Annotated in this window: 25 protein-coding genes; 9 read left to right on the plus strand and 16 right to left on the minus strand. The window is 66.5% G+C overall.

The genetic code is table 11. The features are described from left to right. Positions 1–84: 84 nt before the first annotated feature. Both ugpQ and ToN1_RS05630 read right to left on the minus strand, forming a co-directional pair. Positions 85–831 carry a glycerophosphodiester phosphodiesterase gene (gene ugpQ / locus ToN1_RS05625; RefSeq protein WP_169205249.1) on the minus strand — a complete coding sequence of 249 codons (747 nt, stop codon included), beginning with the start codon at positions 829–831 and terminating at the stop codon, positions 85–87. Between the two features lie 7 nt (positions 832–838). Next, positions 839–2155, minus strand: coding sequence for an extracellular solute-binding protein (locus ToN1_RS05630; RefSeq protein ID WP_210148032.1), 1317 nt, complete (start codon positions 2153–2155; stop codon positions 839–841). 151 nt (positions 2156–2306) lie between these two features. On the opposite strand from ToN1_RS05630, the gene ToN1_RS05635 reads away from it, so the two are divergent. The 4 genes from ToN1_RS05635 (at position 2307) to ToN1_RS05650 (ending at position 7630) form a co-directional block, all read left to right on the plus strand. Next, positions 2307–2714, plus strand: a complete 408-nt coding sequence (locus ToN1_RS05635) for a hypothetical protein (protein WP_210148033.1) — start codon at positions 2307–2309, stop codon at positions 2712–2714. Positions 2715–2854: 140 nt separating this feature from the next. Next, positions 2855–3964 carry a 23S rRNA (cytidine(2498)-2'-O)-methyltransferase RlmM gene (rlmM, locus tag ToN1_RS05640; protein WP_169205248.1) on the plus strand — a complete coding sequence of 370 codons (1110 nt, stop codon included), beginning with the start codon at positions 2855–2857 and terminating at the stop codon, positions 3962–3964. 205 nt (positions 3965–4169) lie between these two features. Continuing rightward, positions 4170–5630, plus strand: coding sequence for a DEAD/DEAH box helicase (locus ToN1_RS05645; protein WP_169205247.1), 1461 nt, complete (start codon positions 4170–4172; stop codon positions 5628–5630). Between the two features lie 152 nt (positions 5631–5782). Beyond that, complete coding sequence (locus ToN1_RS05650) at positions 5783–7630, plus strand: EAL domain-containing protein (RefSeq protein ID WP_244860972.1); 1848 nt, start codon at positions 5783–5785, stop codon at positions 7628–7630. 10 nt (positions 7631–7640) lie between these two features. Here ToN1_RS05650 and ToN1_RS05655 read toward each other — a convergent pair whose 3' ends face one another. From ToN1_RS05655 to ToN1_RS05670, 4 genes are all read right to left on the minus strand, one after another. After that, positions 7641–7973 carry a hypothetical protein gene (locus ToN1_RS05655; protein WP_169205245.1) on the minus strand — a complete coding sequence of 111 codons (333 nt, stop codon included), beginning with the start codon at positions 7971–7973 and terminating at the stop codon, positions 7641–7643. Positions 7974–8078: 105 nt separating this feature from the next. Beyond that, entirely contained in the window at positions 8079–9452 is a 1374-nt protein-coding gene (locus tag ToN1_RS05660) for an NAD(P)(+) transhydrogenase (Re/Si-specific) subunit beta (protein WP_169205244.1), read from the minus strand. Next, entirely contained in the window at positions 9449–9745 is a 297-nt protein-coding gene (locus ToN1_RS05665; protein WP_169205243.1) for an NAD(P) transhydrogenase subunit alpha part 2, read from the minus strand. Before ToN1_RS05665 ends, ToN1_RS05660 begins: the two co-directional genes overlap by 4 nt. A 13-nt stretch (positions 9746–9758) precedes the next feature. Next, on the minus strand, positions 9759–10883 hold the full coding sequence (locus ToN1_RS05670) for an NAD(P) transhydrogenase subunit alpha (protein ID WP_169205242.1): 1125 nt from the start codon (positions 10881–10883) through the stop codon (positions 9759–9761). Between the two features lie 271 nt (positions 10884–11154). Between ToN1_RS05670 and corA the strand changes: the two genes are divergently transcribed. Continuing rightward, positions 11155–12252 carry a magnesium/cobalt transporter CorA gene (gene corA, locus ToN1_RS05675; protein WP_244860973.1) on the plus strand — a complete coding sequence of 366 codons (1098 nt, stop codon included), beginning with the start codon at positions 11155–11157 and terminating at the stop codon, positions 12250–12252. Here the strand turns inward: corA and ToN1_RS05680 are convergent. The 6 genes from ToN1_RS05680 to ToN1_RS05705 form a co-directional block, all read right to left on the minus strand. After that, complete coding sequence (locus tag ToN1_RS05680) at positions 12241–13002, minus strand: PP2C family protein-serine/threonine phosphatase (RefSeq protein WP_169205241.1); 762 nt, start codon at positions 13000–13002, stop codon at positions 12241–12243. The genes corA and ToN1_RS05680 overlap by 12 nt on opposite strands. 197 nt (positions 13003–13199) lie before the next feature. Further along, positions 13200–14444, minus strand: a complete 1245-nt coding sequence (gene glcF, locus ToN1_RS05685; protein ID WP_169205240.1) for a glycolate oxidase subunit GlcF — start codon at positions 14442–14444, stop codon at positions 13200–13202. A 2-nt stretch (positions 14445–14446) separates the two neighbouring features. Beyond that, complete coding sequence (gene glcE, locus ToN1_RS05690; protein ID WP_169205239.1) at positions 14447–15520, minus strand: glycolate oxidase subunit GlcE; 1074 nt, start codon at positions 15518–15520, stop codon at positions 14447–14449. After that, positions 15517–15699, minus strand: a complete 183-nt coding sequence (locus ToN1_RS05695) for a hypothetical protein (RefSeq protein ID WP_169205238.1) — start codon at positions 15697–15699, stop codon at positions 15517–15519. The genes glcE and ToN1_RS05695 overlap by 4 nt, the downstream gene beginning before the upstream one ends. Next, the gene (locus tag ToN1_RS05700) at positions 15699–17210 is read right to left on the minus strand and encodes an FAD-linked oxidase C-terminal domain-containing protein (protein ID WP_169205237.1); all 1512 of its coding nucleotides are present in this window, start codon (positions 17208–17210) and stop codon (positions 15699–15701) included. The genes ToN1_RS05695 and ToN1_RS05700 overlap by 1 nt, the downstream gene beginning before the upstream one ends. Next, on the minus strand, positions 17207–17992 hold the full coding sequence (locus ToN1_RS05705; RefSeq protein WP_244860974.1) for a FadR/GntR family transcriptional regulator: 786 nt from the start codon (positions 17990–17992) through the stop codon (positions 17207–17209). Before ToN1_RS05705 ends, ToN1_RS05700 begins: the two co-directional genes overlap by 4 nt. 242 nt (positions 17993–18234) lie before the next feature. On the opposite strand from ToN1_RS05705, the gene rplU reads away from it, so the two are divergent. From rplU to proB, 4 genes are all read left to right on the plus strand, one after another. After that, positions 18235–18546: a 50S ribosomal protein L21 gene (gene rplU, locus ToN1_RS05710; protein ID WP_169205235.1), complete on the plus strand. Its 312-nt coding sequence runs from the start codon at positions 18235–18237 to the stop codon at positions 18544–18546. Between the two features lie 22 nt (positions 18547–18568). Next, positions 18569–18832: a 50S ribosomal protein L27 gene (rpmA, locus tag ToN1_RS05715; RefSeq protein WP_169205234.1), complete on the plus strand. Its 264-nt coding sequence runs from the start codon at positions 18569–18571 to the stop codon at positions 18830–18832. 87 nt (positions 18833–18919) lie between these two features. Further along, the gene (gene obgE / locus ToN1_RS05720) at positions 18920–20116 is read left to right on the plus strand and encodes a GTPase ObgE (RefSeq protein WP_169205233.1); all 1197 of its coding nucleotides are present in this window, start codon (positions 18920–18922) and stop codon (positions 20114–20116) included. 59 nt (positions 20117–20175) lie between these two features. Further along, complete coding sequence (gene proB / locus ToN1_RS05725; protein WP_169205232.1) at positions 20176–21291, plus strand: glutamate 5-kinase; 1116 nt, start codon at positions 20176–20178, stop codon at positions 21289–21291. Here proB and ToN1_RS05730 read toward each other — a convergent pair. The 4 genes from ToN1_RS05730 to ToN1_RS05745 are packed head-to-tail and all read right to left on the minus strand — an operon-like array spanning position 21288 to position 24903. Beyond that, complete coding sequence (locus ToN1_RS05730; RefSeq protein ID WP_244860975.1) at positions 21288–21830, minus strand: type II secretion system protein; 543 nt, start codon at positions 21828–21830, stop codon at positions 21288–21290. The two genes, proB and ToN1_RS05730, sit on opposite strands and share 4 nt — an antisense overlap. Positions 21831–21885: 55 nt before the next feature. Continuing rightward, positions 21886–22269 carry a type II secretion system protein gene (locus ToN1_RS05735; RefSeq protein ID WP_169205231.1) on the minus strand — a complete coding sequence of 128 codons (384 nt, stop codon included), beginning with the start codon at positions 22267–22269 and terminating at the stop codon, positions 21886–21888. Between the two features lie 7 nt (positions 22270–22276). Then, complete coding sequence (locus ToN1_RS05740; protein ID WP_169205230.1) at positions 22277–22744, minus strand: type II secretion system protein; 468 nt, start codon at positions 22742–22744, stop codon at positions 22277–22279. An 8-nt stretch (positions 22745–22752) separates the two neighbouring features. After that, positions 22753–24903 (minus strand): secretin N-terminal domain-containing protein, encoded by a 2151-nt coding sequence (locus ToN1_RS05745; RefSeq protein WP_244860976.1) that lies wholly within the window; start codon positions 24901–24903, stop codon positions 22753–22755. Positions 24904–25126: the final 223 nt, after the last annotated feature.

Raw genomic sequence — 25126 nt, forward strand, 5'->3', positions numbered from 1 at the left:
GTAGCGCCCAGCGGAACAAAAAGAAGATGGTAGGGGGGCGGGCGGCGTGCCGTCAAGAATCGCACGCGTAGCGCGGGCGAACGCTCACCGCCTTGGCGGCCGGACAATATCGGGACGATCGGTGATCACGCAGTCGACACCCCATTCGAACAGGGTCGCGGCGCGCCCGGGGTCGTTGACGGTGTAGGTCGCGACCCACAGACCGGCCTCGCGCACAGCCGCGACGCAGGCCGGATCGAGGTGGCGGTGATCGGCATGAAGGGAGGCAGCGCGCAGTCGCCTGCAGCGAACGAGCCAATCGGCCGGCACCGCCTCAACCAGCAGCCCCCGGCGCAGACCGGGCGCGAGCGTCGCCGCGATCTCGAGTGCGCGTTCGGAAAATGAGGACAGCAGCACCTTGTCGGGCGTAGCGGCCCACAATGTACGCACACGACGCACGACGCGCTCCGCCGTTTCGGCATCGGTGCCGCGCGACGGCTTGATTTCGATGTTCGCTGCCAGCCCGAGCGCCTGGCAGCGGGCCGCGGCAAGATCGAGAGAGGGGACAGGCTCCCCTGCGAAGCGCGGATCGAACCAGGCGCCCGCATCGAGCGCGAACAGGACATCGTCGGTCGTGTGCGCGACCGGTCCGTAGCCGTTGGTGGTGCGTTCGAGCGATTCGTCGTGGATTAGCACCGGCGACGCGCTGCCATTGAGCATCACGTCGAATTCGACGCCGCGACAACCATTTGTGACCGCTGCGACAAACCCGGCCAGAGTGTTCTCCGGCGCGAGCGTCCCGCCGCAGCGGTGCGCAAGCACCGCGGGGAGCGGGAACTCCGGACGATGCATCGCTTGCTCAGCGCGGGACAGGGAACATCGCCTGGACGCGCGTCACCGCGTTGTCCAGCGCTTCCTTGGCTGGCTTGCGGTCGGCCCACACGGCACTCAGCTCCTCGTCGAGGATACCCAGCACGCGGGCGCGGCCGATGAAGCTCGATGCGCTCGAGTCGACCGTCGCAGGTTTGTTGCCGAGTTGGGCAACGGCGACCTTCACGTTCTCGAGGTCGGCACCGAGGACGTCGCTCTGCGCGGCGAACAGGCCCGCGCGGTTAAGCGGCAGGTAGCCCGATTCGCGCTGCCATGCGACCTGGTTTTCGGGTTGCAACCAGAATGCGACGAAGCGAGCGACGCCCTTGTATTCGGCGGGCTTCTTGCCTGCAGCGACCCACATTGCGGCTCCGTCGGCGAGGGTGTTCTGCGGCGCGCCCGGGAAATCCTCGTGATACGGCAGCGGCGCGATGCCGATGTCGAATTCGGCCTTGCGGCGGAAGTCGGTCCAAGTCGACGACGGCGCCGCGATGACCGCACACTCGCCCGACGCGAAGCGCTGCTCGGCCTCGGACTGGGCGTCAAAGGTGTGGAGATAGCGCGCGCGATGCCAGCTCGCCATCATCGCGACGTGCTTGACCTGCAACATGCCGTTGAAGGCGGGGCGCTCGACCTTGCCCTGGCGCGCCGCGACCGGCTCGTTGTGCCAGGCACTGGTATTGCCGATCATGACGCGTCCGGGCTGGGACACGGTGTAGGGGCATTTCGAGCCCGCGTCGAATAGCTGGCCGAGGGCCTGCTGAAGGTCGAACCAGGTTTTGGGCGGCGCATCCGGGTTGAGCCCCGCTCGCTGAAATTCCTTGCGGTTGATGTACAGCACGGGCGTCGACAGACCCACGGGCAGCGCAAGCAACTGCCCCTTGGCGTCCGTGAGGGCACGATCCATCATTGCAGGCGGCTTGAGCGTCTGCAGCGGCACGCCTGCTTCGCGCATCACGCTGGAGAGGGCCTTGTAGCGGGGTTTGACAGCGGCGAGGAACTGATCCTCATCGCTGCCTTCGAGGATCGCCATGTGCGGCGCGTCGATGTCGCTCCAACTCGCGGCCTTGACGACGAGGCGGTAATCCTTGCTGCCCTCGTTGAAGCGCGCGGCGATCTTCTGCAGCGCCTCTTCACGTTCGGGGCTGAGCTGATGCACGAGCCGGATTTCGGTCGGCCCAGCCGGTTCCGCCGCCTTGGCCGGCTTGGCCTTGGCCGCCTGCGCGGCGACCGGGAATCCGACACACACCATGGCGGCAATACCCGCCACGACACCATTGCGCAACACGCGAGCCAAAGGCTTCATTCCTGCTTCCTTAACGACCATAGAATGCCAAAATCGCATTATAAAACCCTTCCACCCCGCCGGCCCGGGGCAGCACGCGAACATTGCGTCAAGATTTTTCCTCCACGGACGTTATAGACGGAGAACCCCGTGACCGGTACAAGGTAAGCCCATGCTCGCGCAACGTTTAATGCCCCTCCTCCTGCTCCTGAGCCTCAGCGCCTGCGAGCAGCTGAGCAACGCGCTCGACCTGCCCGACCCACAGAAAACGGCTGCCCTCGCGGAGGCCGAGGGGAAGGCGGTCGGCGGCGCGTGCCGGCACGCCGGCCGTTCGCTGGAAGACTGCTATGCCCTCAATGCAAAGGCGCAGAAGGCAGCCATTTTTGCTGGTTGGCGGGAGATGAACGACTACATGACGCAGAACAACCTGCCGACCGTCCCGTCGCAGGTCGCCCATCCCCAGGCGCCTACGCCAGCAGCGATTCCGGCAAGCGTTGCGGGCCCTGCCACCATGGACACTGCGCCAAGTGCAGCTCCAGCGGAAGACCGCGCGGCGAAACGCCCGCGCGCGGGACAATAAGCTCATCGTCATAACTCCCCGCCGAGCGCACGGGCGCCGGATACCCTTCGGCGCTTTGCTGCACCCCCGCCGCGGCTTATCATCCGCGGCCATCCGATAACAGCACACAGCGCGGGCACTCCCGCAGCGAGTCCCTCCCCATGTCCCTGACCCCGTCGCCGCGACCCGGCTTTACCGCCAACGGCCTTCTCGCACTTTGTCGTTCCGGCTTCGAGAAGGAAACCGCGGCCGAACTCGATGAATTTGCCGCCGGACTCGGGCTCATGGGTTTCGTGCGCGCCCAGCCAGGCAAGGCGTTCGTCGTGTTCGAAACGCCCGAACCTGTCCCCTTCGCGGAATTGGCCGAACTCTGCGACTGGCGCAGCCTGATCTTCGCCCGCCAGCTCCTTCCTTGGTTCGCGCGTATCACCGACCTGCCCGAGCGCGACCGCGCGGCGCCGATCGTCGCTGCGGCACGTGTCAGCGGCCAGCGCTTCGCCGACCTGTTGCTGGAGACGCCCGACACCGACGAGGCGAAACAGCAGTCCGGTTTCTGCAAACGCTTCACGGCCCCGCTGCAGCGCGAGCTGGACAAGGCCAACACCTTTCGCGAACGCGCCAAGGGCCTTCCCGCGCTGCACGTGCTGTTCTCCGACGCCCACACGGCCTGGCTGTGCGCCGCCCTGCCCGGGCGCGCAGCGCTGTGGCCGATGGGCATCCCGCGCCTGCGCATGCTGCGCGAAGCAGCCAGTCGCTCGACCCTGAAGCTCGCCGAAGCCTTTTTCACGCTGCTCACCGAGGAGGAACGCACTGCGAGTCTGCGTCCGGGCCTGCGCGCGGTGGACCTCGGCGCAGCACCCGGCGGCTGGACTTGGCAGCTCGCTCACAGGGGGCTGCGCGTCACCGCGATCGACAACGGCCCGATGGCCCCCACGGTGATGGCCACGGAACTGGTCGAGCACTTGCGCGCGGACGGATTCACCTGGCGCCCGCCGCGCCCGGTGGAGTGGCTGGTGTGCGACATGGTCGAACAGCCGACGCGCGTCGCCGCGCTGATGGCCGACTGGATCGGCGCGGGCCGCTGCCGCCGCGCGATGTTCAACCTGAAGCTGCCGATGAAGAAGCGCCTCGAGGCGGTCGAGCAGTGCCGCACCATCATCGCCAAGCGCCTCGGGCCGCACGGCCCCTTCGAGCTGCGCATGAAGCACCTTTACCATGACCGCGAAGAGATCACCTGCTACCTCGCACTGCGCAATCCGGGCGGCGCTTGAGCGCCGCGTGCCACCGTGCGCGGCCAACTCACTGCATCGCAACAAACGGACGCGATCGTGCATGTATAATGCTCGCTTTAAAGCACCCTGCCTGCCGGTTGGCGCGAGCCCTTTCCGGAACCCCTGCGTTCCGGTCTCCGTTCCTCCAGTCGCCTCTTCTGGCGTCGCGCCCGACGCGACAGGCCCCCATGGAAGATAGGCGCCTATGAGCTTCGCCGACCTCGGGTTGAATCCCGAGTTGTTACGCGCTGTGGCCGACACCGGCTACACCACCCCTACCCCGATCCAGCAGCAGGCCATCCCTGTCGTGCTGTCCGGCCGCGACGTGATGGGCGGTGCCCAGACCGGCACCGGCAAGACCGCCGGCTTCACGCTGCCCCTGTTGCAGCGCCTTTCCCGCCACGCCAGCACTTCGACCAGCCCCGCGCGTCACCCGGTGCGTGCGCTGATCCTTGCGCCGACGCGCGAACTGGCGATGCAGGTGTTCGAGTCGGTGAAGACCTACAGCAAGTACGTCCCGCTGCGCAGCACCTGCATCTATGGCGGCGTCGACATGAAGCCGCAGATCCAGGAACTGCGCAATGGCGTCGAGATCGTCGTCGCCACGCCCGGACGCCTGCTCGACCACGTGCAGCAGAGGACGATCGTGCTGAACCAGGTCGAGATGCTGGTGCTTGACGAAGCTGACCGCATGCTGGACATGGGCTTCATCCCGGACATCCGCCGCATTCTCGACCTGCTGCCGGCCTCGCGCCAGAGCCTGCTGTTCTCGGCGACCTTCTCGGACGAGATCAAGAAACTCGCCGACCAGATGCTCAAGGAGCCGCAGCTGATCGAGGTCGCCCGCCGCAACATGGTGTCGGAGACGATCACGCACCGCGTGCACCCCGTGTCGGCCGGCCTCAAGCGCAACCTGCTGGCGCACATCCTGCGCCACGAACCGGACACCCAGGCACTGGTATTCGTCGCAACCAAGATCGAATGCGGGCGGCTTGCGCACTTCCTCGAACGCCACGACATCGCTGCCGACGCGATCCACGGCGACAAGGGCCAGGCACAGCGCACGGAGACGCTGGAGGCGTTCAAGTCGGGCAAGCTGCGCGTGCTGGTGGCGACCGATGTTGCCGCACGCGGACTGGACATCGACGACCTGCCTTCGGTGATCAACTTCGAGCTGCCGCACACCGCGGAAGATTACGTGCACCGAATCGGCCGGACCGGCCGCGCGGGTCGCCAGGGGCGCGCGGTGTCGCTCGTGAGCGCCGAGGAGAAGCATCTGCTCGCCGAGATCGAGAAACTGATCAAGCTGCAGATTCCGCAGGAACCCGTGCCGGGTTTCGATCCTGAACCCGACTTCCACGAGGCGGGGACGCGCAGCAGGGGACGTCGCAGCCCGTCCGCGAAGGCATCCGATGCGCCGCGCGAGCCGGCGCCGGCCGCGCGCAGCACCGCGACTGCGCGAAACGGTGAAGCGCGGCGCCGCGGTAAATCCATGATCGCCGCCGACGGCTTCGATTTCAGCAAACCCTACGAGCCGACCGCCCCGGTCGCAGCAGCCGGCGCAAGTCTGCAGCCGGCGGAAGCCGGAACCGACAAGCGCGGCGCGCCGCCGCACCGCCACGCCCGCCCCATCGCGGTCCTGCTGGGTGGACTGGGACGCAAGTAGGCCGCCTGCGAACGATTGCCGCCCCGACCGCGAGCGGCATCTCGCGGAATTGGGGGCACCCTTGCCGCCTATTCGGCGCAATCGTTGCGGGGCGTTCGAGTATTCTGGGACTACGCTGAAACACCGCCCGAATACGTGGAATGACCGCCCCCATGAACGCAGCCCGTCGCCCGCAGGGTAACGAAAATCCCGAAGAAGAGCCCTTCGTCCCGGATTTTTCCGAAGGCGCGGAGACCGGGCTCTACCTCGCCCTCTTCGAGCTGATCGACGAAGGCCTGATCATCACGGGCGACGAGGTCGTGCTGGAAGCCAACAGCGCGGCCTGCCGCCTGCTCGAACGCGACTATCGGCAACTTGCCGGGAAGCCTCTCGCCGACCTCTTCCCTTCCGAACGCGACTTCCTCGATGCACGCGCCCGCCTCTTCATTCAGGGCGAGATGCGCGGAAGCCTGCGCGTGTCCTTGCCGGGCGAGCGGCATCGCGACCTGCGCTTCGTCGCTGCGGCGCGCATCCGTCCGGGCATCCACGCGCTGATCCTGAGCCCGGACGTCATCACCGAAGCCTACGCAAGCGCCACCTTCGACGAGACACCGGCCGTGGACGCGCTGTGGCCGCGGCTCGCAGCGGCACTGGAGCAGCCCGTGATCGTCCTTGACGAGCGCGACCGCATCGCTGCGGCGAACGCGGCAGCCCTCGGGGCACTGGGACTCACGCGCGGAAACCTGATCGGGCAAGCCGTTGCGGACTGCCTTGGCATCGACTGGCCAGCCGCGGACGCCGCACAGATCGCACGCCTCAAAGTGCCGGGCCGCAGCGGCGAGATCGCCGCACGCGTGCTCGCGGGACCCAAACCGGACTGGCGCCTGTTGATCCTGCCACCCGCACTGCACGACTCGGCAGCGGAAAATCCGCCTGCGGCCCCAGGCGAAAGCATACTGGAGCGCATGTTCGTCGATAGTCCCCTGCCGACCTTGCTCTGCGAAGGGCCGCAACTGCGCATCCTCGCCGCCAACGTGGCGGCGGCCCGCGTGTATGGGTATTCACGCGAAACCTTGGGCACGATGGAGATCGGCGCCCTGCGCACTACACCGGGCGACGGCCGGCACGCCGGCGAACCGGGAATCTGGCAGCACCGGCGTAGCGACGGCAGCACCTTCGACGTCGACATCGTCACGTATGCACTCGACTCGGCCGCCCATCCCGGCCTCATGGTGGTGATGCACGACCTGCCTGACGCGCCCTTGCTCGCGTTCGAGACGCGCTTGCGCCAGGCGGTCGATCTGGGGCAGCTGGATGTCCATTTCCAGCCGCTGGTCGACGTCCGCGACGGCGCCGTGCATGCCGGAGAAGCCTTGCTGCGCTGGCATCACCCGGAACTCGGGATGATTCCCTTCCAGCGTTTCGGCGGCGTCGCGCGCGATGCGGGACAGCTCGTGCGGATGGGCGACTGGGTGCTGCATGCAGCCTGCACGGCGGCGGCCGCATGGCCGCAGCATGAAGGCCGCGACGTGCGCGTCGTGGTGAACGTGGCGCTCGAACAGCTACTGCACGGCAATCTCGGGGAACGCGTGCGCCACGCGCTGAGCGCATCCGGCCTGGACGCAGCGCGGCTGGAACTGGATCTCGACGAGCGTGTGCTCAATGACGAGCACACGCGCCTGATCGGCCTGCTGCAGTCTATCGCCGGAAGTGGGGTCCGCTTGGCGATCGACGATTACGGCCGCGGCCTGTCGTCGATTCCCCGGCTCAAGCGCTACCCGCTGAACGCGCTGAAGCTCGACCCTCTGCTCGTGCGCGAGGTGGGCATCCGCGAGGACAGCGAGGCCATCGTCGAAGCGATTGCCGGCATGGCCGGAATCCTCGGTCTGGAGGTGCTCGCACGCGGCGTCGAAACCGAAGCGCAGGAGGCATTCCTGTCCGCTCTCGGCTGCCGCCTGCAGCAAGGACCGCTCTTCGGCCAGCCGATGACCGCCGCCGCCTTCGGCGCTTTCCTCGCCTGACGGGGGAGAGTCAGTAAGCGAGCAGCGTCCGGCAGGTTTCCGTGCGGCCGGTGATGCGGCTGAAACTCGCGAGCTGCGCCTTCACGAAATCGTCCGGCACGCGCTCGTCGGCGCAGTAGTCGCGCAGTTGCAGGGCGTAAGCGAGGCTCTGAAGGTCGCCCTGGGTGCGAGACAGCGCGGGATAGCGGTAGCCGGAAATGTCGCGGAAGGAGCGATCCGGTTTCGCCGCATCGGTCGCTACCGCAGGCGCTGGCGATACGTCCGCTTGCGCGGTCGCGGTCTGCGCGGACAGGGTCGTCGATAACAGCAGGATAAAACTCGCAAGCAGGGCACGCTGCAGCATCGGCCAATCCTCGCCAATCACCGGTTCCCGATATTACGGCACGCCCTGCCGCGAACTGAAGCGGCCTGCCCCTTTCGGGAGCCGAAGGCCGCTTTCGGACGACGCTCAGACCTCCAGCGCCTTCACATGGGTGATGACTTCACCGATGATCTGCTGCGCGCTACCGTACAGCATGCGGCAGTTGTCCTTGTAGAACAGCGCGTTCTCGATTCCCGAGTAGCCGGCGCCCTGCCCGCGCTTCACGACGATGACGTTGTGCGCCATGTCGACGTTGAGGATGGGCATGCCGTAGATCGGGCTCGACTTGTCGGTGCGCGCAACCGGGTTCACAACGTCGTTCGCTCCGATCACCAGGGCCACGTCGGCCTGCGGGAAATCGGCGTTGATCTCCTCCAGGTCGAAGATCTTGTCGTAGGGCACACCGGCCTCGGCAAGCAGCACGTTCATGTGGCCCGGCATACGACCTGCGACCGGATGAATCGCAAATGCCACCTCGACACCGCCCTCCTCAAGCAGCTGCGCCATCTCCCAGACCTTATGCTGCGCACCGGCGACCGCCATGCCGTAACCGGGGACGATGATGACCTTGGATGCGTAGCGCATGACGGAGGCCGCATCGAGCGCGGAGAGCTCCTTCATCGTGCCCTCGATCGCCTCACCACCGCCTGCGGCCGCGCCGGAGAGCGGCGTGAAGATGACGTTCCTGATCGGGCGGTTCATCGCCTTGGCCATGAGCTGGGTGAGCAACGTACCGGACGCGCCGACGACGATGCCCGCGACGATCAGCGCCGGATTGCCGAGCACGTAGCCCTCGAAACCGACCGCGAGGCCCGTGAAGGCGTTGAGCAGCGAGATCACCACCGGCATGTCGGCGCCGCCGATCGGCGTCGTCAGGATCGCGCCGAGCACCAGCGCGACGATGAAGAACGCGATGACGATAACGGCAGGCGGCGTTTCGGTGACGATGATCGCCAAACCGAGCACCACGGCAAGCCCCGCGAGCACAACGTTCACGAGGTTCTGCTGCGGCAGGCGCCAAGTCTTGGTCATGATGCCCTGCAGCTTGGCAAATGCGACGCACGAACCCGAAAACGCTACCGAGCCGATCAACGCACCGACAACCGCGAGCGTCGTCGCCGTGACACCGTGCGTGCCGCCGCGGGCGAACTCGAGCGCCGCGATCGCTGCCGCCGCGCCGCCGCCCATGCCGTTGTAGATCGCGACCATCTGCGGCATGTCGGTCATCTTGACGACTTTTCCGCTCCACCACGCGACCGCGCCGCCAGTGACGATGGCGGTGATCATCAGTCCGTAGTTCTGCATGCCCGGAGTGTAGAAGGTGACGAGGGTGGCGGCGATCATCGCATACCCCGCCCACACGATACCCTTGCGCGCCGTGACAGGCGAGCTCATCGCCTTCAGGCCGAGGATGAACACCACGGCGACGCCGAAATACGCCAGCTGGATGACGCCGTTCATTGCGCACCTCCCGACTTCGACTTGAACATCGCGAGCATGCGTTCGGTCACGACGTAGCCGCCGGCGGCGTTGGCGGCGCCAAGGAACACCGCAACGAAGCCGATGGCCAGCTGCGTCGGATCTTCCGGATCGGCGTGGCCGAGCACCACCATCGCGCCCACGAGCACGACGCCATGGACGAAGTTCGACCCCGACATCAGCGGGGTATGCAGGATCACCGGCACGCGCGAGATCACCTCGTATCCCGTGAATGCGGCCAGCATGAATATGTACAGCGCGGTAATGCCTTCCACGTTTGCGTCCCCCTTACAGTCCCAGAACCTGCTTCACGCCCGCGTGCCGCAGCTCGCCCGCGTGGGTGAGACAGCAACCCGCCATCACTTCGTCCTCCCAGTCGAGCACGAGCTCGCCGTCCTTGATGAAGGGGGAGATGAAGTTGAAGAGGTTCTTGGCGTACATCTCGGACGCATGCACGGGCATGCGGCTGGCAATGTTGGTGGGACCGATCACGAGCACGTCGCCCACCCAAGTCTTTTCACCGGCGACGGTGCCTTCGACGTTGCCGCCGGAGTCGGCTGCCATGTCGACGACGACCGCGCCCGGCTTCATGCGCGCAACCATGTCGGCGGTGATGATCTTCGGCGCCTTTTTGCCGGGGATCGCTGCCGTGGTGATCAGCGCATCGGACTGCGCGACCGCCTTCGCAAGGCGTTCGGCCTGCTTCGCCTTCTCCTCGTCGGTGAGCTCGCGCGCGTAGCCGCCGGTGCCGGCCGCGGAAACGCCCGTGTCGACAAACTTCGCGCCCAGCGATTCGATTTGCTCGCGCGTCTCGGGGCGCACGTCGTAGGCCTCAACCATCGCGCCGATGCGCCGCGCGGTGGCGATTGCCTGCAAGCCCGCCACACCCGCGCCGATCACGAGAACCTTCGCCGGTCGGATGGTGCCGGCCGCGTAGGTGAGCATGGGGAAGAACTTCGGGCTGTGGTCGGCGGCGATCAGTGCGCACTCGTAACCAGCCACGGCGGCCTGGCTGGAGAGCACGTCCATGCTCTGCGAGCGTGTGATGCGCGGCAGCAACTCGAGCGCGAAGCTGGTGATCTGCTTTTCCATCAGCTGTCGGGCGCGCTCCGCACTGGACCAGGGCTGCAGCATGCCCAGCAGCACTGCACCGGGTTTCATCGCCGCGATCAGCTCCGCCGACGGCGGTTGCACGCACAGCATGGCATCGGCCTCAGCGCACACCTCGACGCCGCTCGAGGCGAACTGGACATCCGCGAACATGTCGTCGCGCAAATGCGCCGGCATGCCCGCACCGGCCTGGATCACCACCTTGGCACCAAGACCTAGGTATCTCTTCACTACATCCGGAACGACCGACAAACGTCGCTCGCCGGCATTCGCTTCCGCTGGCACTCCGATCAACAGAGCCATTGGCGTCCTCCCTGACTGGGTTGGTAAATGTGTACGCTTGCGCGGGCCAACTCCGACGGCGGACATGAAAGCACGGCGGCCGACTGCTCCGCTGTGCAACTTCCGTATTCGACTCTCCGATGATCCGCGACTGAATCTGCAGGTGCTGGCGCCATCACCTGTTCTGTTTTCTTGATGCAAACTGCAAATTCCTTGCAATTTGCAGGGGGCGCTTGACGGATAATACCGATTGCCATTTTCAGCGCAACCTGTTCCTGCAAGAAAGTTCCCGATGAAGACGTCACGCAACGGCACCCGCCGACGCAAAACGATGGCGATCACGACGGCGAAGGCGGGCCTCCCGCCGGGCTCCCTGGTCCACGTCGGCGCGGTGAAGACCGATCGCCCCGAGATCACGCTAATCGCCTACGACGAGGGCGGAATCGAGGAAAAGCGCTTCGCGAGCATCGTCGAATCGCGCGAGTACAAACCTGCGCACGGGCGCCTGTGGCTCAATGTGCACGGCTTGCAGGATGCCGAGATCCTCGGCGAGATCGGACGGCGCTTTCAGTTGCATCCTCTGGTGCTCGAAGACATCCTGAACACGCACCAGCGGCCGAAGATCGAGGACTACGGCAGCTACCTCTACTGCGTGCTGCGCGTATTCGAGTACGACCCGGCGTCGCGCACGCTGAGTTCCGACCAGCTGAGCGTGGTCCTGGGCGAGAGCTTCGTCCTGACCTTCCAGGAGCGGCGCACGGGCATCTTCGAACCCATCCGCGAACGCCTGCGCACGCCTCACGCGCCCCTGCTCAAGCGCGGCACCGACTATCTGGCCTACACTCTCCTGGACGCGGTCATCGACCGCTATTTCGTGGTCGTCGACCAACTCGGCGACACCGCGGAGCAACTCGAGGACGAGGCGCTCGCCAGCCCCACCCCGGCGCTGCTGCGCACGATCAACCTGGTCAAGCACGACACCCAGCTGCTGCGGCGGGCGATCTGGCCGCTGCGCGAGGTGCTGAACGGCCTGCTACGCGGCGAAAGCACATTCTTCCAGCCGGAAACGCGCCTCTACCTGCGCGACATCTACGACCACACGATCCACGTGATCGAGACACTGGACGCGGTGCGCGAACTGCTTGGCGACCTGATGGACATCTACCTGTCGGCGGTGTCTAACCGGCTGAACGTCGAGGTCCGCATCCTCACGGTGCTGACGACCCTGTTCCTGCCGGCGACACTCATCACGGGGATCTTCGGCATGAACTTCGAACGGATGCCGCTGATCGCGGACGGACAGGGATTCTACGTCGCGCTGGCAATGATGGCCGGAGTCGCTGCCGCGATGGCCGCAGCCTTCTGGCGGCGCAACTGGCTAAGGCTGTGAGGCAGGCGCCTCGACGAGCTTGATCAACGCGAGGGAAATATTGTCGCCCGCGCCCGCCCCGCGCTTGCGCGCGCGTTCGACGAGCACTTCGGCGGCGTCGCGGGCGCGCCGCGCACACACTTCCGCGGCGATCTCCGCGTCCGAGAGCAGGCCCCACAAGCCGTCCGAGCACAACAGGAAACTGTCCCCCGCCTGCGGCCGCACCCCCTGACTCAGGGTGACCTCGGGTGGCCTTTCGCTCCCCAGGCAGGACAGGAGGACATTGCGCCGGGGGTGAATGCGGGCGCCTGCGTCGTTCAGCTGCCCCTTGCGCTGCAGATCGCCGACGACGGAATGATCCTCGCTGCGGGCCATCAGGCAACTATCACGAAAGTGATAAAGACGAGAATCCCCGCAATGCGCCCAGCGTATCTCGCCGGGCTGCAGCACCAACACGACCGCGGTGCTGTGCGGTTCCTTCTCGCTCGTCAGTCGTGTGAGGCGGATGATCAGGTGAGCATCGTTGACGATGGTGTTCAGCAGGCTGCCGGCATCCTCCGAACGCGGGGAATAATCGTCGAAGTTCTGCCGCGCCTTGAGCAGCACCTGCTCCGCCGCCATTGCCCCACCGGTATGCCCACCCATCCCGTCGGCAAGGACTGCCATGAGCATCCCGCGTTCGCGCGGATGGGCGAACACCCCCACACGGTCCTGCTGTTCGTGCCGATCTCCGATATGGCTGGCAACGCAGGTTTCCACTGTGATTGGCATAGGCGAATAGGCTCGTTCTTTTGCGCCGATATTACAGTGGCTACCTACTTAGCGGTAGATCGCGGACCGCCCCCTTGCACGCCCGTGTGACGAGGGTCACGCCCGGACTAGGACGTCGGGACAGCCCTCAAGATCCACAGCACCTGTTGCCTCGCAGCATCTGCGGCGCACTCACTCAAGAAGTGCGCCGCAGATGCTTACAGCGGGAAACCGTTGAGGCGGCTATCGACCAGCTCGACCCAATGCCGTACCGGCGTCGTGGTGCCCGCCTGCAGATGGGTCATGCAGCCAATGTTGGCCGAAGCGATCATCGTCGCGCCGCCTTCGCCCAGCGCCGCGAGCTTGTTCGCGCGCAGCTGTTTCGAAAGTTCAGGCTGAAGCAGCGAGTAGGTGCCAGCCGAACCGCAGCACAGGTGGCCATCGCGCACCGGCGTGAGAGTGAAGCCGGCGGTCGTCAACAGACTCTCGACGACCCCGCGGATCTTCAGGCCGTGCTGCAGCGTGCAGGGCGACTGGAAGGCCACCGCCACGGCGTCGCCGCGCCGCGTCCTGAGCAACTCCTGCAGCTTTTCACCCTCGGCCGCGACGATCTCGCTGACGTCTCGCGTCATCGCCGCGATCCTGGCCGCCTTCTCGGCATAGGCCGGATCCTGCGCGAGCAGGTGCCCGTAGTCCTTGACCTGCACGCCGCAGCCCGAGGCCGTCATCACGATCGCCTCGACCTCGCCGCGCTCCACCGCCGGCCACCACGCGTCGATGTTGCGCCGCGCGTCGTCGCGACCGCCTTCCTGGTCATTGAGGTGGAAGCGCACGGCGCCGCAGCAACCCGCACCCGGCTGCTCGACCAGAGAGATGCCGACGGCGTCGAGCACGCGCGCCGTCGCGGCATTGATAGACGGCGCCATCGCCGGCTGCGCACAGCCGGCCAGCGCGAGCATGCGCCGGGCGTGGCGCGGCTTGGGCCAGGGACCGCAGGGACGCGCATCGGGCACCTTCTCCTTCAGGGCTGCGGGCAGCAGTCCGCGCACCGCGCGGCCGGCCTTCATTGCGATGCCGAACACGTCGGCACGCGGCACGAACTCGCGCAGCGCCCAACGCTTGGCCGCCTCGGCGCCGCTGCGCGGCACGCGCTGTTCGACGATGTGGCGGCCGATGTCGGCGAGCCGGCTGTAATGGACCCCCGACGGACAGGTCGACTCGCACGAGCGGCAGGTCAGGCAGCGGTCCAGATGCAGTCGCGTCTTCTCCGTGACATCATGGCCTTCAAGGAGCTGCTTGATCAGGTAGATGCGCCCGCGCGGCCCGTCGAGCTCGTCGCCGAGGAGCTGGTAGGTTGGACAGGTGGCGGTGCAGAAGCCGCAATGCACGCAGGCGCGCAGGATCGCTTCGGCCTCGCGCCCTTCGGGCGTGTCCTTGATGAAATCGGCAAGTTGGGTCTGCATGTTCAGATTCCGTCGTAGAGGCGGCCGGGATTGAGGATCCCCGCCGGATCGAAGGCCTGCTTGAGGCGCCGATGGATCGCCATCACCGGAGCGGGAAGCGGCTGGAAGACGTCGCCTGCCCGGTCGAACCCGCGGAAGGCCGTCGCATGCCCACCCAGTGCTGCGACGCGATCGCGGATCGTCGCCGCGGGCGCATCCGAACGCAGCCAGCGCAGCGCACCGCCCCACTCGATCAGCTGCCTGCCCGCCAGCTTCACCGGCGCGGCCGAACTCGGCAGCGACAGGCGCCACAGAACTTCGCCCGGCGCGACGTCCGAGAAGTACCCGTCCGTCTGCTCGCGAATGTCCTGCCACAGGTCGGCGGCCACATCGTCCGCCAGCACCTCGCCGCCGAGCTTGCGCTCGGCCGCCCGCACGGCAGCCTCGGCACCCGACAGGCGCAGGTGCAGAGCACCATCAGCCCAGGCCGAAGCCGACACGGGCAAGGGCTGCCCGCCCCAATCGTTGAGGCGATCGATCGCCTCTTTCTCGCCGATGGCGAAGCGCAAGGTGGTCTCCGCAACGGGCCGCGGCAACACCTTCAATGACACGTCGAGGATCACGCCCAGCGTCCCGAGGCTGCCGGTGATGGCGCGCGACACGTCGTAGCCGGCCACGTTCTTCATCACCTGGCCGCCGAACGAGAGCACCTCGCCGCGGCCATCGATGACGCGCACGCCGAGGACGAAATCGCGCAGCGCCCCCGCCGTTGCGCGCCGCGGACCGGACAAGCCCGTCGCCACACAGCCGCCCACCGTCGCGCCGGCGCCGAAATGCGGCGGCTCGAACGCGAGCATCTGTCCGCGCTCGGCGACCAACGCCTCGAGTTCCGCGAGCGGCGTGCCCGCCCTCACCGTCACGACCAGCTCGGTCGGTTCGTAGCTGGCCACGCCCGTATGGCCGCGGGTGTCGAACACCTCGCCGGCCGGGGTGCGCCCGTAGAAATCCTTCGTGCCGCCGCCGCGCACCTGCAGCGGCGTTCCGGCTTCAGCGGCGGCGCGCACGCGCTCGCACCACTGTTCAGTCAAATCGCTCATTCGCTTTCCGCCTTATTCCCTGTCTTGTCCTTGGTACCGCACGCCGCCTGCTCCGGCCTCTTCGGCGCGCACCGCTTCCGGTCCTGCCGCTCGGCGATCGCCCGCAATGCGAGCCAGGAGCCGATCAGCGACATGACCGGCACCACCACCAGAAGAAACTGGATCCAGCCCCGATCCATCAGAAACGGGGGATGTCCGGATACGGCACACGCCCGCTGCTCACGCGCATGCGTCCGTACTCGGCGCAGCGGTTGAGCGTGGGGATTGCCTTGCCCGGATTGAGCAGCCCGCGCGGATCGAACGCGCCCTTCACGCGGAAGAACATCGTCAGCTCAGGGCGCGTAAACTGGCTGCACATCTGGTTGATCTTCTCGATCCCGACCCCGTGCTCGCCGGTGATGGTGCCGCCCAGCGCGACCGACAGCTCGAGAATGTCCGCGCCGAAGGCCTCCGCGCGCTCGAGCTCGCCTTCCTGGTTGGCATCGAACAGGATCAGCGGGTGCAGATTGCCGTCGCCGGCATGGAACACGTTGATGCAGCGCAGGCCGTGCTTGCCCTCCATCTCCTGGATCGCCTCGAGCATCTCGCCCAGACGCTTCCTCGGAATCGTGCCGTCCATGCAGTAGTAGTCGGGCGAGATGCGTCCCGCCGCAGGGAAGGCCGCCTTACGGCCGGCCCAGAACTTCATGCGCTCGGCCTCGTCACGCGAGACGCGGATCTCGGTCGCACCGCTGCGTTCGAGCACCGCACGCACGCGCTCGATCTCCTCGGCGACCTCCTCGGGCGTGCCGTCCGACTCGCACAACAGGATCGCCTTCGCGTCCAGCGGATAGCCCGCATGCACGAACTGTTCGACCGCCGCCGTCGCGGGCTGATCCATCATCTCGAGGCCGGCGGGGATGATGCCGGCCGCGATGATCTCGGCGACCGCCTCGCCCGCCTTGATGACGTCGTCAAAGGCCGCCAGCACGCACTGCGCGAGCTGTGGCTTGGGCGTGAGCCTGACGGTCACTTCGGTGACGACCGCGAGCATGCCCTCGGAACCGATCAGGAGCGCCAGCAGGTCGTAGCCCGGCGCATCCAGGCCGTGGTTGCCGATCTCCACGATCTCGCCATCGATGGTCACCCCGCGCACACGCAGCACGTTATGCACGGTCAGACCGTACTTGAGGCAATGCACGCCACCCGAGTTCTCGGCGACGTTACCGCCGATGGTGCACGCGATCTGCGACGACGGATCGGGTGCGTAATACAAGCCGTGCGGCGAAGCCGCCTCCGAGATCGCAAGATTGCGTACCCCCGGCTGCACGACCGCCGTGCGCGCATGCGCATCCAGGTGCAGGATGCGGTTGAAGCGCGCCAGCGACAGCACCACACCGAACTTGTGCGGCAGCGCGCCCCCCGACAGACCAGTACCGGCACCACGCGCGACGACAGGCACGCCAATCTCGCTGCATACCTTGAGCACTGCGACGACCTGCTCCTCCGTCGTCGGCAGCGCCACCACCATCGGCATCTGGCGATACGCCGACAGGCCGTCGCATTCGTAAGGACGCAAGTCCTCGACGTCGTACATCAACGCCCCCGCAGGCAGCACCCGCGCCAGCGCCTCCACCACCCGAGCCTTGTCGACGGACGAAAAGTCCGCCTCCTGCTCGCCCAGACTCACCGGGTCCGCTGCAATGTTCATCGTCCCTTCTCCACTTCGTGCAACTCCTCGCTGCGCGCATCCGCCACGCGCGTCCCCTTGATTGCCACCAGCTCACCCCAACGCCGTTCGTCCAGCCCGAAACGCCGCACGGCGCCCGCCAGATGCTCCGTTGCGGCCGCTCGTGCAGCAACCGGATCGCCCGCCGCGATCGCCTCGAAGATCCTTACGTGCTCGGCCTGCGAATCGCGCGCCCGTCCGGCGCGATGTCCGACCTCGTTCCAGGTCGGCGCGCGCGAGTCGGAAAACTGCTGCCCCATGAAAGCCTGGAAACGTTCGATCTGCGGGTTGTGCGTCGCCGCTGCGATGGCGACATGGAAGGCGTCGTCATCGGCGTGGGCGTCGGCGCCGGTCTCCAGCGCGACCGCCATGCGCTCGAGCGCGTCACGCATCCGGTCGAGTTCCTGCGGCGAGCAGCGCAGCGCCGCCAACTCGGCCGCGCCAGCCTCGACGAGGTAGCGCAGTTCGAAAATGTCCGATATCTCGCGATCGGACAGGCTGCCCTCCATCACCGCGTCGCCATTGACACCCCCACGCAGCAGGCGGAAACTGCCCTGCCCCGGCCGCGCCGCCACATAGGCGCCCGACCCTTGCCGCGTCATTACGCAACCGTCGGCCTTCAGGCGCGAAATGGCCTCGCGGATCACCGCCCGGCTGACTCCGAAGCGTTCGCACAGAACCTTCTCGGTAGGCAACAGCGCCCCCGCCTTGAGGCCCTGCTCGCTGATCCACGCTTCCAGCTGGCCCGCGACGACGACGCTCAACCGTGGTCCGCGCCCTGATTTCTCGTTTGCCACCATGTACCCGGCGCCCCAAAGTTGTCTGACAACATTCGAATCATAGTTCCACTTCGATCGAATGTCAGTATTGGGGAATACCCGCACCCGAGGAGATACCTTGGCAAGGTTCCGGAGCCTGCGCCTAAGCGCTGATTTTCTTGACGAAAATCCTGCTCGTCGTGTAAGGTGCGCGATTCCTTTGCAAACCCATCAACTGGAGCAACACCATGTACGCGGTGATAAAAACCGGCGGCAAGCAGTATCGCGTCGTCGCCGGCGAAAAGATCAAGGTAGAACAGATACCGGCAGACGTGGGCTCCGAAATCACCATCGACCAGGTTCTCATGGTCGGCGAGGGCGAGTCGGTCAAGATCGGCACCCCGGTGGTTTCCGGCGCCGCAGTGAAGGCGACCGTGGTTTCCCACGGCCGTCACGAGAAGGTCAAGATTTTCAAGATGCGCCGCCGCAAGCACTACCAGAAGCACCAGGGCCATCGCCAGAACTACACCGAGCTTCGCATCGAAGCGATCTCGGCCTGATTAGCCAAGGAGGTAATTCGTCATGGCACACAAAAAAGCTGGCGGTAGTTCCCGTAACGGCCGCGACTCGGAATCGAAACGACTTGGCGTGAAGCGCTACGGCGGCCAGTTCGTGCTCGCAGGCAACATCATCGTTCGCCAGCGCGGCACCGAATACCACCCGGGCGAGAACGTCGGCATCGGCAAGGACCACACCCTGTTCGCGCTGAAGGACGGCACCGTGCAGTTCACCGTGAAGGGCGCCTCGCGCCGCCGCACGGTCGTGATCGTGCCCGAAGCCGCCTGAGTTCCGGCATCAAGGTTCGAAAAGCCCTATCCTTGCGGTAGGGCTTTTTTGTTTTTGCCATAAGCACAACTCGGCACTGCACAGCACATGAAGTTCATTGACGAAGCGCGCATCGAGGTCATGGCCGGCGACGGCGGCAACGGATCGGCCTCCTTCCGCCGCGAAAAATTCATCCCGCGCGGCGGCCCCGACGGCGGAGATGGCGGCCGCGGTGGCAGCATTTTTGCGGTCGGCGACCGCAACCTCAACACGCTGGTCGACTACCGCTACACTCGCATGCACCGCGCGCAGCGCGGCGAGAACGGCGGCAACAAGGACTGCTACGGCAAGAGCGGCGAGGACATCACGCTGCGCATGCCGGTCGGCACCGTGATCACCGACTTTGAAACCGGCGAACTCATCGCCGACCTCGATGTCGATGGCAAGCGCGCACTGATCGCCCGCGGCGGCAAGGGCGGCCTCGGCAACCTGCACTTCAAGTCCAGCGTGAACCGCGCGCCGCGCAAGCGCACCCTCGGCGAGGAAGGCGAGCGCCGCATGCTGCGCCTGGAACTCAAGGTGCTGGCCGACGTCGGCCTGCTGGGCATGCCCAACGCCGGCAAGTCGACCTTCATCCGCTCCGTCTCGGCCGCCAAACCGAAGGTCGCCGACTACCCGTTCACGACGCTCGCGCCCAACCTGGGCGTGGTGCGCACCGACGAGAACCGCAGCTTCGTCATCGCCGACATCCCCGGCCTGATCGAGGGTGCAGCCGAAGGCCACGGACTGGGCCACCAGTTCCTGCGCCACCTGCAGCGCACCCGCGTGCTGCTGCACCTCGTTGACCTCGCGCCCTTCGATCCGGACGCCGACCCCGTTCATGACGCCAAGGCGATCGTCGAGGAACTGCGCAAGTACGACGAGTCACTGTACAACAAGCCGCGCTGGCTCGCCCTGAACAAGCTGGACCTGATCCCGGAAGAAGAGCGCGCCGAGCGGATCGCCGCGTTCCTCGAGGGCTACGGCCCGGTGGATCGCCACTTCGAGATCTCCGCCCTCACCGGCGATGGCGTCCGTCCGCTGGTCTTCGCGATCCAGGACTTCCTCGACGCCGATCGCGCCCAGGCGGACGCCGAACGCGCCGCACGCGCTGCCGAGGAAGCGCGCCTCGCCGCCGAGGCGGAGGCCCGTGCCGAGGCAGCCTATCAGGCCCGTCTGCAGGCCATCCTCGCCGAGGAGGACGACGAGGATGAAGACGAACACGACTGCGATGAGACGGACCGCCCGGAGAAGTCCGGCAACTGATCCCGAGTCCGGCCTGGTGCCGGCCCCTTCCCGTTAGCCCACGCTTGCCGTCACAGATCATGCGAAACAAGATCCGCAATGCGCGCCGCCTGGTGGTCAAGGTCGGCAGCGCCCTCGTCACCAACAACGGCACTGGCCTCGACAAAGCCGCGATGGCGGACTGGGCGCGCCAGTTCGCCGCCCTGCGCGACTCCGGCAAGCAGGTCGTGCTGGTGTCCTCGGGCGCCATCGCTGCGGGCATGCAGCGTCTGGGCTGGACGAAGCGCCCGCAGGAAATGCACAAGCTGCAGGCCGCCGCGGCGGTCGGGCAGATGGGGCTCGTCGAAGCGTACGAAGAGGCATTCTCGGGCCACGGCATCCACACCGCCCAGATCCTGCTCACGCACGACGATCTCGCCGACCGCAAGCGTTACCTGAACGCCCGCTCGACGCTGACGACGCTGCTCGAACTCGGCGTCGTGCCAATCATCAACGAGAACGACACCATCGTCACCGACGAGATCAAGTTCGGCGACAACGACACGCTGGGGGCGCTGGTCGCTAATCTCATCGAAGCCGATGCACTGATCATACTCACGGACCAGAAGGGCCTCTATACGGCCGACCCGCGCCAGGACCCCTCCGCGACGCTGGTTTCCGAAGGACGCGCCGAGGACCGTGCCTACGAGGCGATGGCCGGTGGCGCCGGCACCGGCATCAGCAAGGGCGGCATGATCACGAAGATCCGCGCCGCCCAGCGCGCCGCCCGCAGCGGCGCCCATACCTGCATCGCCAGCGGCAGCGAGCGCGACGCGCTGGTGCGTCTTGGCCAAGGCGAGGCGCTCGGAACCCTGCTATTCGCCACCAGCTCGCCGCTACAGGCGCGCAAGCAGTGGCTCGCCGACCACCTGCAGCTTGCCGGCGATCTGGTCATCGACGACGGCGCCGCGGCTGCGCTGCGCAGCGGGCGCAGCCTGCTGTCGGTGGGCGTGATCGAAGTACGCGGCGATTTCGAGCGTGGCTCGGCGGTCGCCTGCCGTACGCAGTCAGGAGAGGAAATCGGCCGCGGCCTGGTCAATTACAGCAGCACGGAATGTCGTCGCGTGGCGCGCAAACCCAGCAGCGACTTCGAACAGCTTCTCGGCTACATCGACGAGCCCGAACTGATCCACCGCGACAACATGGTGCTGCGCTAATCCCCTGACGCCGGAACGGATACCCCCGTTCCGCCACGAACGGTTGTTGCGGAGCCCGCGCCCGACGCCGTTCCTGCGGCGGTGCCATCGTCCGACTCGACCGCTCTGAACACCCACTCCGCGTAGCTCCGGACTTCGCCCGAGAGTCCGCCGAGTTCCTTGGGCAGGTCGTGCTGCCTGATCGGAACGCCCTGAGCGAGGCTATAGACTCCCGCGATTCGCCCGCCGGCCTTTTCCAGGCCCCAGACGGGCTGCCTGGAGAACGGATCGCGATAGATCCGGCGCAGGTGTCTGACGAGAACCGGTCCGCGTCTGTCCTCCACGAGTTGCTGCAGGCTCTCCGGCAGGCTGTGATCCGCACCGGCTTGGACATAGCTCGACAGCGCACGCGAGAACTCGACGCCGATAGCCAGTAGTTCCGCCTCTCGCTCACGCTGCGCCGCCTGCTGCCACACCACTCCGGTCTGTGCCACCAGCAGGCCGAGCCCCGCGACGATAAACAGCACCAGCAGGTAGGTATAACCGGCCTGCCGCCTCACATCTGCACCGGGACCAGCCGTCGCGCCTCGCGTTGGCTCACGATCGCGCACAATCTCACCACTCGGCAAGACTCGTACCGTCCTTGGCTGTACCTTCGGCCCCGCTGTGGAGATCCCACACTCCCGCCTCCTCCTCCCCCGGCGCCGCAACGAGCAGCCACGAGTCGTTTCGCTCGGTGATCGGATCAACGGGAAGCTTGCGCAGGTAACGCTTGGTCACGAGAGTATCGAGATCAGGTGGCCACTTGCCGATGTCCGCATGGTAGCGGTCGATTGCATCACGCACGACGGACAGCGTCTGGCGCAGGGAGGCCTCACGGCTGCGGTCCAGGTGCTCGAAATAGCGCGGCGCGGCGATCGACATCAGCGTCGCGATGATGGCCAGCACCACCAGCAACTCGATGAGCGTGAAGCCGGAAAGGATCCCCCGCCTCTTCATGCCACCTTTACCACTCACGATACGGCACGCCATTGAGTCCACTTCGAGCCGATTTCGAATAAACGTCATACACGTCCTTCCCCTCGGCCGGCTCCTCGGGCGGGCTCGCATAGCTGCGCCTGCCCCAGGTCTGTTCCGCGGGCACCGTGGCGTCGGGATGAAAGGGGTCGCGCGGCAGACGACGCAGGAAGTAGATGCGCTTGCCAGCCGGATGGGTGACATCCGGCACGCCATTCACCAGCACCGCGAGGTCGGGTGGGTAGCCCGACGCATCGACGCGCTGCTCGATGCGCTGCTCCGCGTAGGCCGCCTTGTAAGCATCGAGTCCAGCGCGGATCTGGCGGAGCGCGATACGCAATTCCGATTCGCGCCCACGCTGGGCTGCAAGTTCGGCAAGCGGCATCGCCCCGGCCGCGAGGATACCGATGATGGCCACCGTGACAACCAGCTCGATGAGGGTGAATCCGCGCGCCACCTCGTCCCTCACTCGGCAATACGCACCGTACCTCCGGCCGACAGCGCCACGTCTTCGTCGCCCGTATCGCGACGCAGCTTCATGCCTGTGGCGACCAGGGTCGCCACGCCCGAAGCGTCGAGCTTGGGGCGAAGTCGCACGACCAGATCGGCCCGGCCGTCCCTGAGGCTCACGGGCAACTGGACCGTTCCCGGAGTCATCGCACCGTCCGCTTCAAGGCGGTTGGAATCGTACGCGATCGTGACATCGGCGGCGGTCGCCCCAGTGGCCCCACTCACGCGCACGATGGCGTTGAAGGTGTCGCCGCGGCGGGCTGTTTCCGGAAGGATCAGAGCAACTTCGGGCGCCGCCTGCACCTCCTTCGCCTCCACCGCTTCGGTCGGCTCCGCACGCTCCTCCGGCACCGCGCGTGGCGCCGCGACCGGCACCGCAGCCGTTGGACGCCCTTCGCCCATCAGCCCCAGGCTGCGGGGCGCGGTCGCACCGATCCGCAGCGGCTCGGCACCGATGTTCAACTCCGTTCCCGCAGGCATCTCGGCAAGCAGGGAAACCGGCGGGAGCACGTTGCGCACGATGCGCGGCGTGATCAGGAGCGCGATTTCGGTCTTGTTGTTGCTGTCGCGCTGGGCCGAGAACAGCCTTCCAACCATCGGCAGGTTGCCCAGCCCGGGCAGGCGCTGTGCGGACGAGCGTTCCTCGTCGTTGATCAGGCCTGCGAGCACCTGAGTCTCGCCGTTGCGCAGGCGCAGCGACGTGGATGCGCTGCGCGAACCGACCTGGTAGGCGAGCGAACTGGAGGGGCCGGGCACCTCCTTGACGATGCTGCTCACCTCAAGGCTGAGCTTGATGCCGACCTCGTCGTCGCGATAAACGGACGGCTCCACCTCCAGCTTAAGGCCGACGTCGAGATAGGATACCGAGGCCGACACGCCGACGTTGGCCGTCGAGGTTGTCGTGAATACCGGCAGCTTGTCGCCGATATGCACTTTCGCCTTGTCGCGATTGCGCACGCGGATGCGCGGGTTGGCGAGCATGCGGGAATCGCCGTCCTCGCTCTTCAGGCGCAGCACCGCCCCGGGGTTGGGGATGAAGGGCACGAGATCGCCACGGTTATGACGCAGGTCGATGTTGCCGTCGAGCAGCTTGCCGCCGAGCTGCGTTGTGCCGGAAATCACAACGCCATTCACGATCTGGCTGGACGCGGGCAGCGTCGGTGTCAGCAGGCCATAACCGACCTGGTCGGGAAAATCGATCCCCAGGTCCAGCAACTTGTTGCGGCTGACCTCCAGCACCTCCAGCTCCAACATCACCTCCGGCTCGGGCACATCCAGCGTCGCGACGAGCCGCTCGGCCATGCGCACCGCTTCGGGCGTGTCCTTCATCACGAGCAGGTTGAGCTTCTCGTCGATGAACACGTCCCGGCTTTTCACCAATTGCTTGATCAGCGTCTGCGCAGCCTTCGCCTCGGCGTTGGCGAGGTAGAAGCTGCGCGTCACCAGCTCGACATGTTCGCGCTGCTTGGCGGTGGTCACCGGGTAGATCAGCACGGTATTCGCATTCAATAGCTTGCGCTCGATGCCCTGCGTCGCGGAGAGCAGACGCAGCACCTCATCGACGGAGTTCTCACGTACAAACAACGTCACGCGGCTGTCGGCGCGCACGTCCTTGTCGAAGACGAAATTGAGCCCGCTCGCTCGTGACAGCGCCTCGAACACCACTCGCAGCGGCGAGTCGCGAAACTCCAGCGTCACCGGCCGCGCCATCGCCCCCTGCAGGGACTCCGCGCGCGGCTTGCTCGCCCGCTCGGCACGTTCGTCCAGCTCCAGCACCAGCTCGCGCGCCGCCCTGTCGCCGGGTGCCTCGGCATACACGCCGCGCGCGATACGGCCGGCGGTCGCAGCATCCCCGGCAGAGAGGGCGGCTCTGGCCTGCCCCAGTCGTTCCGCGCGGCGGCGCGCCCGCTCAACGTCCTCCAGCCCGAGCCGAGCTCTCGCGTTTTCCGGGTCGACCTTCTGCACGTCGCGATACAGCAGCGCCGCTTCGTCCAGCTTCCCCGCCCCGTGCGCCTTCTCCGCCACCCCCAGCCTCTCCGTCACGACCTGATCGCGCTGGCGCACGTAATAGCTGCGCAATTCGAGGTTGTCCGGATCCTTCTTCAAGGCTTGCTCCAGCCGCAGCAATGCTCCGACACGATCGCCCGCGGCAAAATCGCTTCGGCTCTGTTCGAGCGCAGGATTGCCGGCACACGCGGCAAGAAGAAGGGCGGAAAGGGCTGGTAGGAGCACCTTCCGCAGCGCTCGCGCCAGCGGAGATTCGTTCCACGCGGAAGGGCTGCTGCGCGACGAGCCGCTCACGGGCATTGAACGAAGGACCTGGCAATCC

The sequence above is a fragment of the Aromatoleum petrolei genome, from assembly GCF_017894385.1.
GTDB lineage: Bacteria > Pseudomonadota > Gammaproteobacteria > Burkholderiales > Rhodocyclaceae > Aromatoleum > Aromatoleum petrolei.

What these genes read in the sequence shown, in the direction of transcription:
- ToN1_RS05650 (WP_244860972.1), top strand. Translation starts at nt 5,783, where the DNA reads ATGAACGCAGCCCGTCGCCCGCAGGGTAACGAAAATCCCGAAGAAGAG.
- corA (WP_244860973.1), top strand. Translation starts at nt 11,155, where the DNA reads ATGAAGACGTCACGCAACGGCACCCGCCGACGCAAAACGATGGCGATC.
- ToN1_RS05660 (WP_169205244.1), bottom strand. Translation starts at nt 9,452, where the DNA reads ATGAACGGCGTCATCCAGCTGGCGTATTTCGGCGTCGCCGTGGTGTTC.
- ToN1_RS05695 (WP_169205238.1), bottom strand. Translation starts at nt 15,699, where the DNA reads ATGGATCGGGGCTGGATCCAGTTTCTTCTGGTGGTGGTGCCGGTCATG.
- ugpQ (WP_169205249.1), bottom strand. Translation starts at nt 831, where the DNA reads ATGCATCGTCCGGAGTTCCCGCTCCCCGCGGTGCTTGCGCACCGCTGC.
- obgE (WP_169205233.1), top strand. Translation starts at nt 18,920, where the DNA reads ATGAAGTTCATTGACGAAGCGCGCATCGAGGTCATGGCCGGCGACGGC.
- ToN1_RS05670 (WP_169205242.1), bottom strand. Translation starts at nt 10,883, where the DNA reads ATGGCTCTGTTGATCGGAGTGCCAGCGGAAGCGAATGCCGGCGAGCGA.
- ToN1_RS05645 (WP_169205247.1), top strand. Translation starts at nt 4,170, where the DNA reads ATGAGCTTCGCCGACCTCGGGTTGAATCCCGAGTTGTTACGCGCTGTG.
- ToN1_RS05700 (WP_169205237.1), bottom strand. Translation starts at nt 17,210, where the DNA reads ATGAACATTGCAGCGGACCCGGTGAGTCTGGGCGAGCAGGAGGCGGAC.
- glcE (WP_169205239.1), bottom strand. Translation starts at nt 15,520, where the DNA reads ATGAGCGATTTGACTGAACAGTGGTGCGAGCGCGTGCGCGCCGCCGCT.
- ToN1_RS05655 (WP_169205245.1), bottom strand. Translation starts at nt 7,973, where the DNA reads ATGCTGCAGCGTGCCCTGCTTGCGAGTTTTATCCTGCTGTTATCGACG.
- ToN1_RS05735 (WP_169205231.1), bottom strand. Translation starts at nt 22,269, where the DNA reads ATGAAGAGGCGGGGGATCCTTTCCGGCTTCACGCTCATCGAGTTGCTG.
- proB (WP_169205232.1), top strand. Translation starts at nt 20,176, where the DNA reads ATGCGAAACAAGATCCGCAATGCGCGCCGCCTGGTGGTCAAGGTCGGC.
- ToN1_RS05680 (WP_169205241.1), bottom strand. Translation starts at nt 13,002, where the DNA reads ATGCCAATCACAGTGGAAACCTGCGTTGCCAGCCATATCGGAGATCGG.
- glcF (WP_169205240.1), bottom strand. Translation starts at nt 14,444, where the DNA reads ATGCAGACCCAACTTGCCGATTTCATCAAGGACACGCCCGAAGGGCGC.
- ToN1_RS05635 (WP_210148033.1), top strand. Translation starts at nt 2,307, where the DNA reads ATGCTCGCGCAACGTTTAATGCCCCTCCTCCTGCTCCTGAGCCTCAGC.
- rplU (WP_169205235.1), top strand. Translation starts at nt 18,235, where the DNA reads ATGTACGCGGTGATAAAAACCGGCGGCAAGCAGTATCGCGTCGTCGCC.
- rpmA (WP_169205234.1), top strand. Translation starts at nt 18,569, where the DNA reads ATGGCACACAAAAAAGCTGGCGGTAGTTCCCGTAACGGCCGCGACTCG.
- rlmM (WP_169205248.1), top strand. Translation starts at nt 2,855, where the DNA reads ATGTCCCTGACCCCGTCGCCGCGACCCGGCTTTACCGCCAACGGCCTT.
- ToN1_RS05630 (WP_210148032.1), bottom strand. Translation starts at nt 2,155, where the DNA reads ATGAAGCCTTTGGCTCGCGTGTTGCGCAATGGTGTCGTGGCGGGTATT.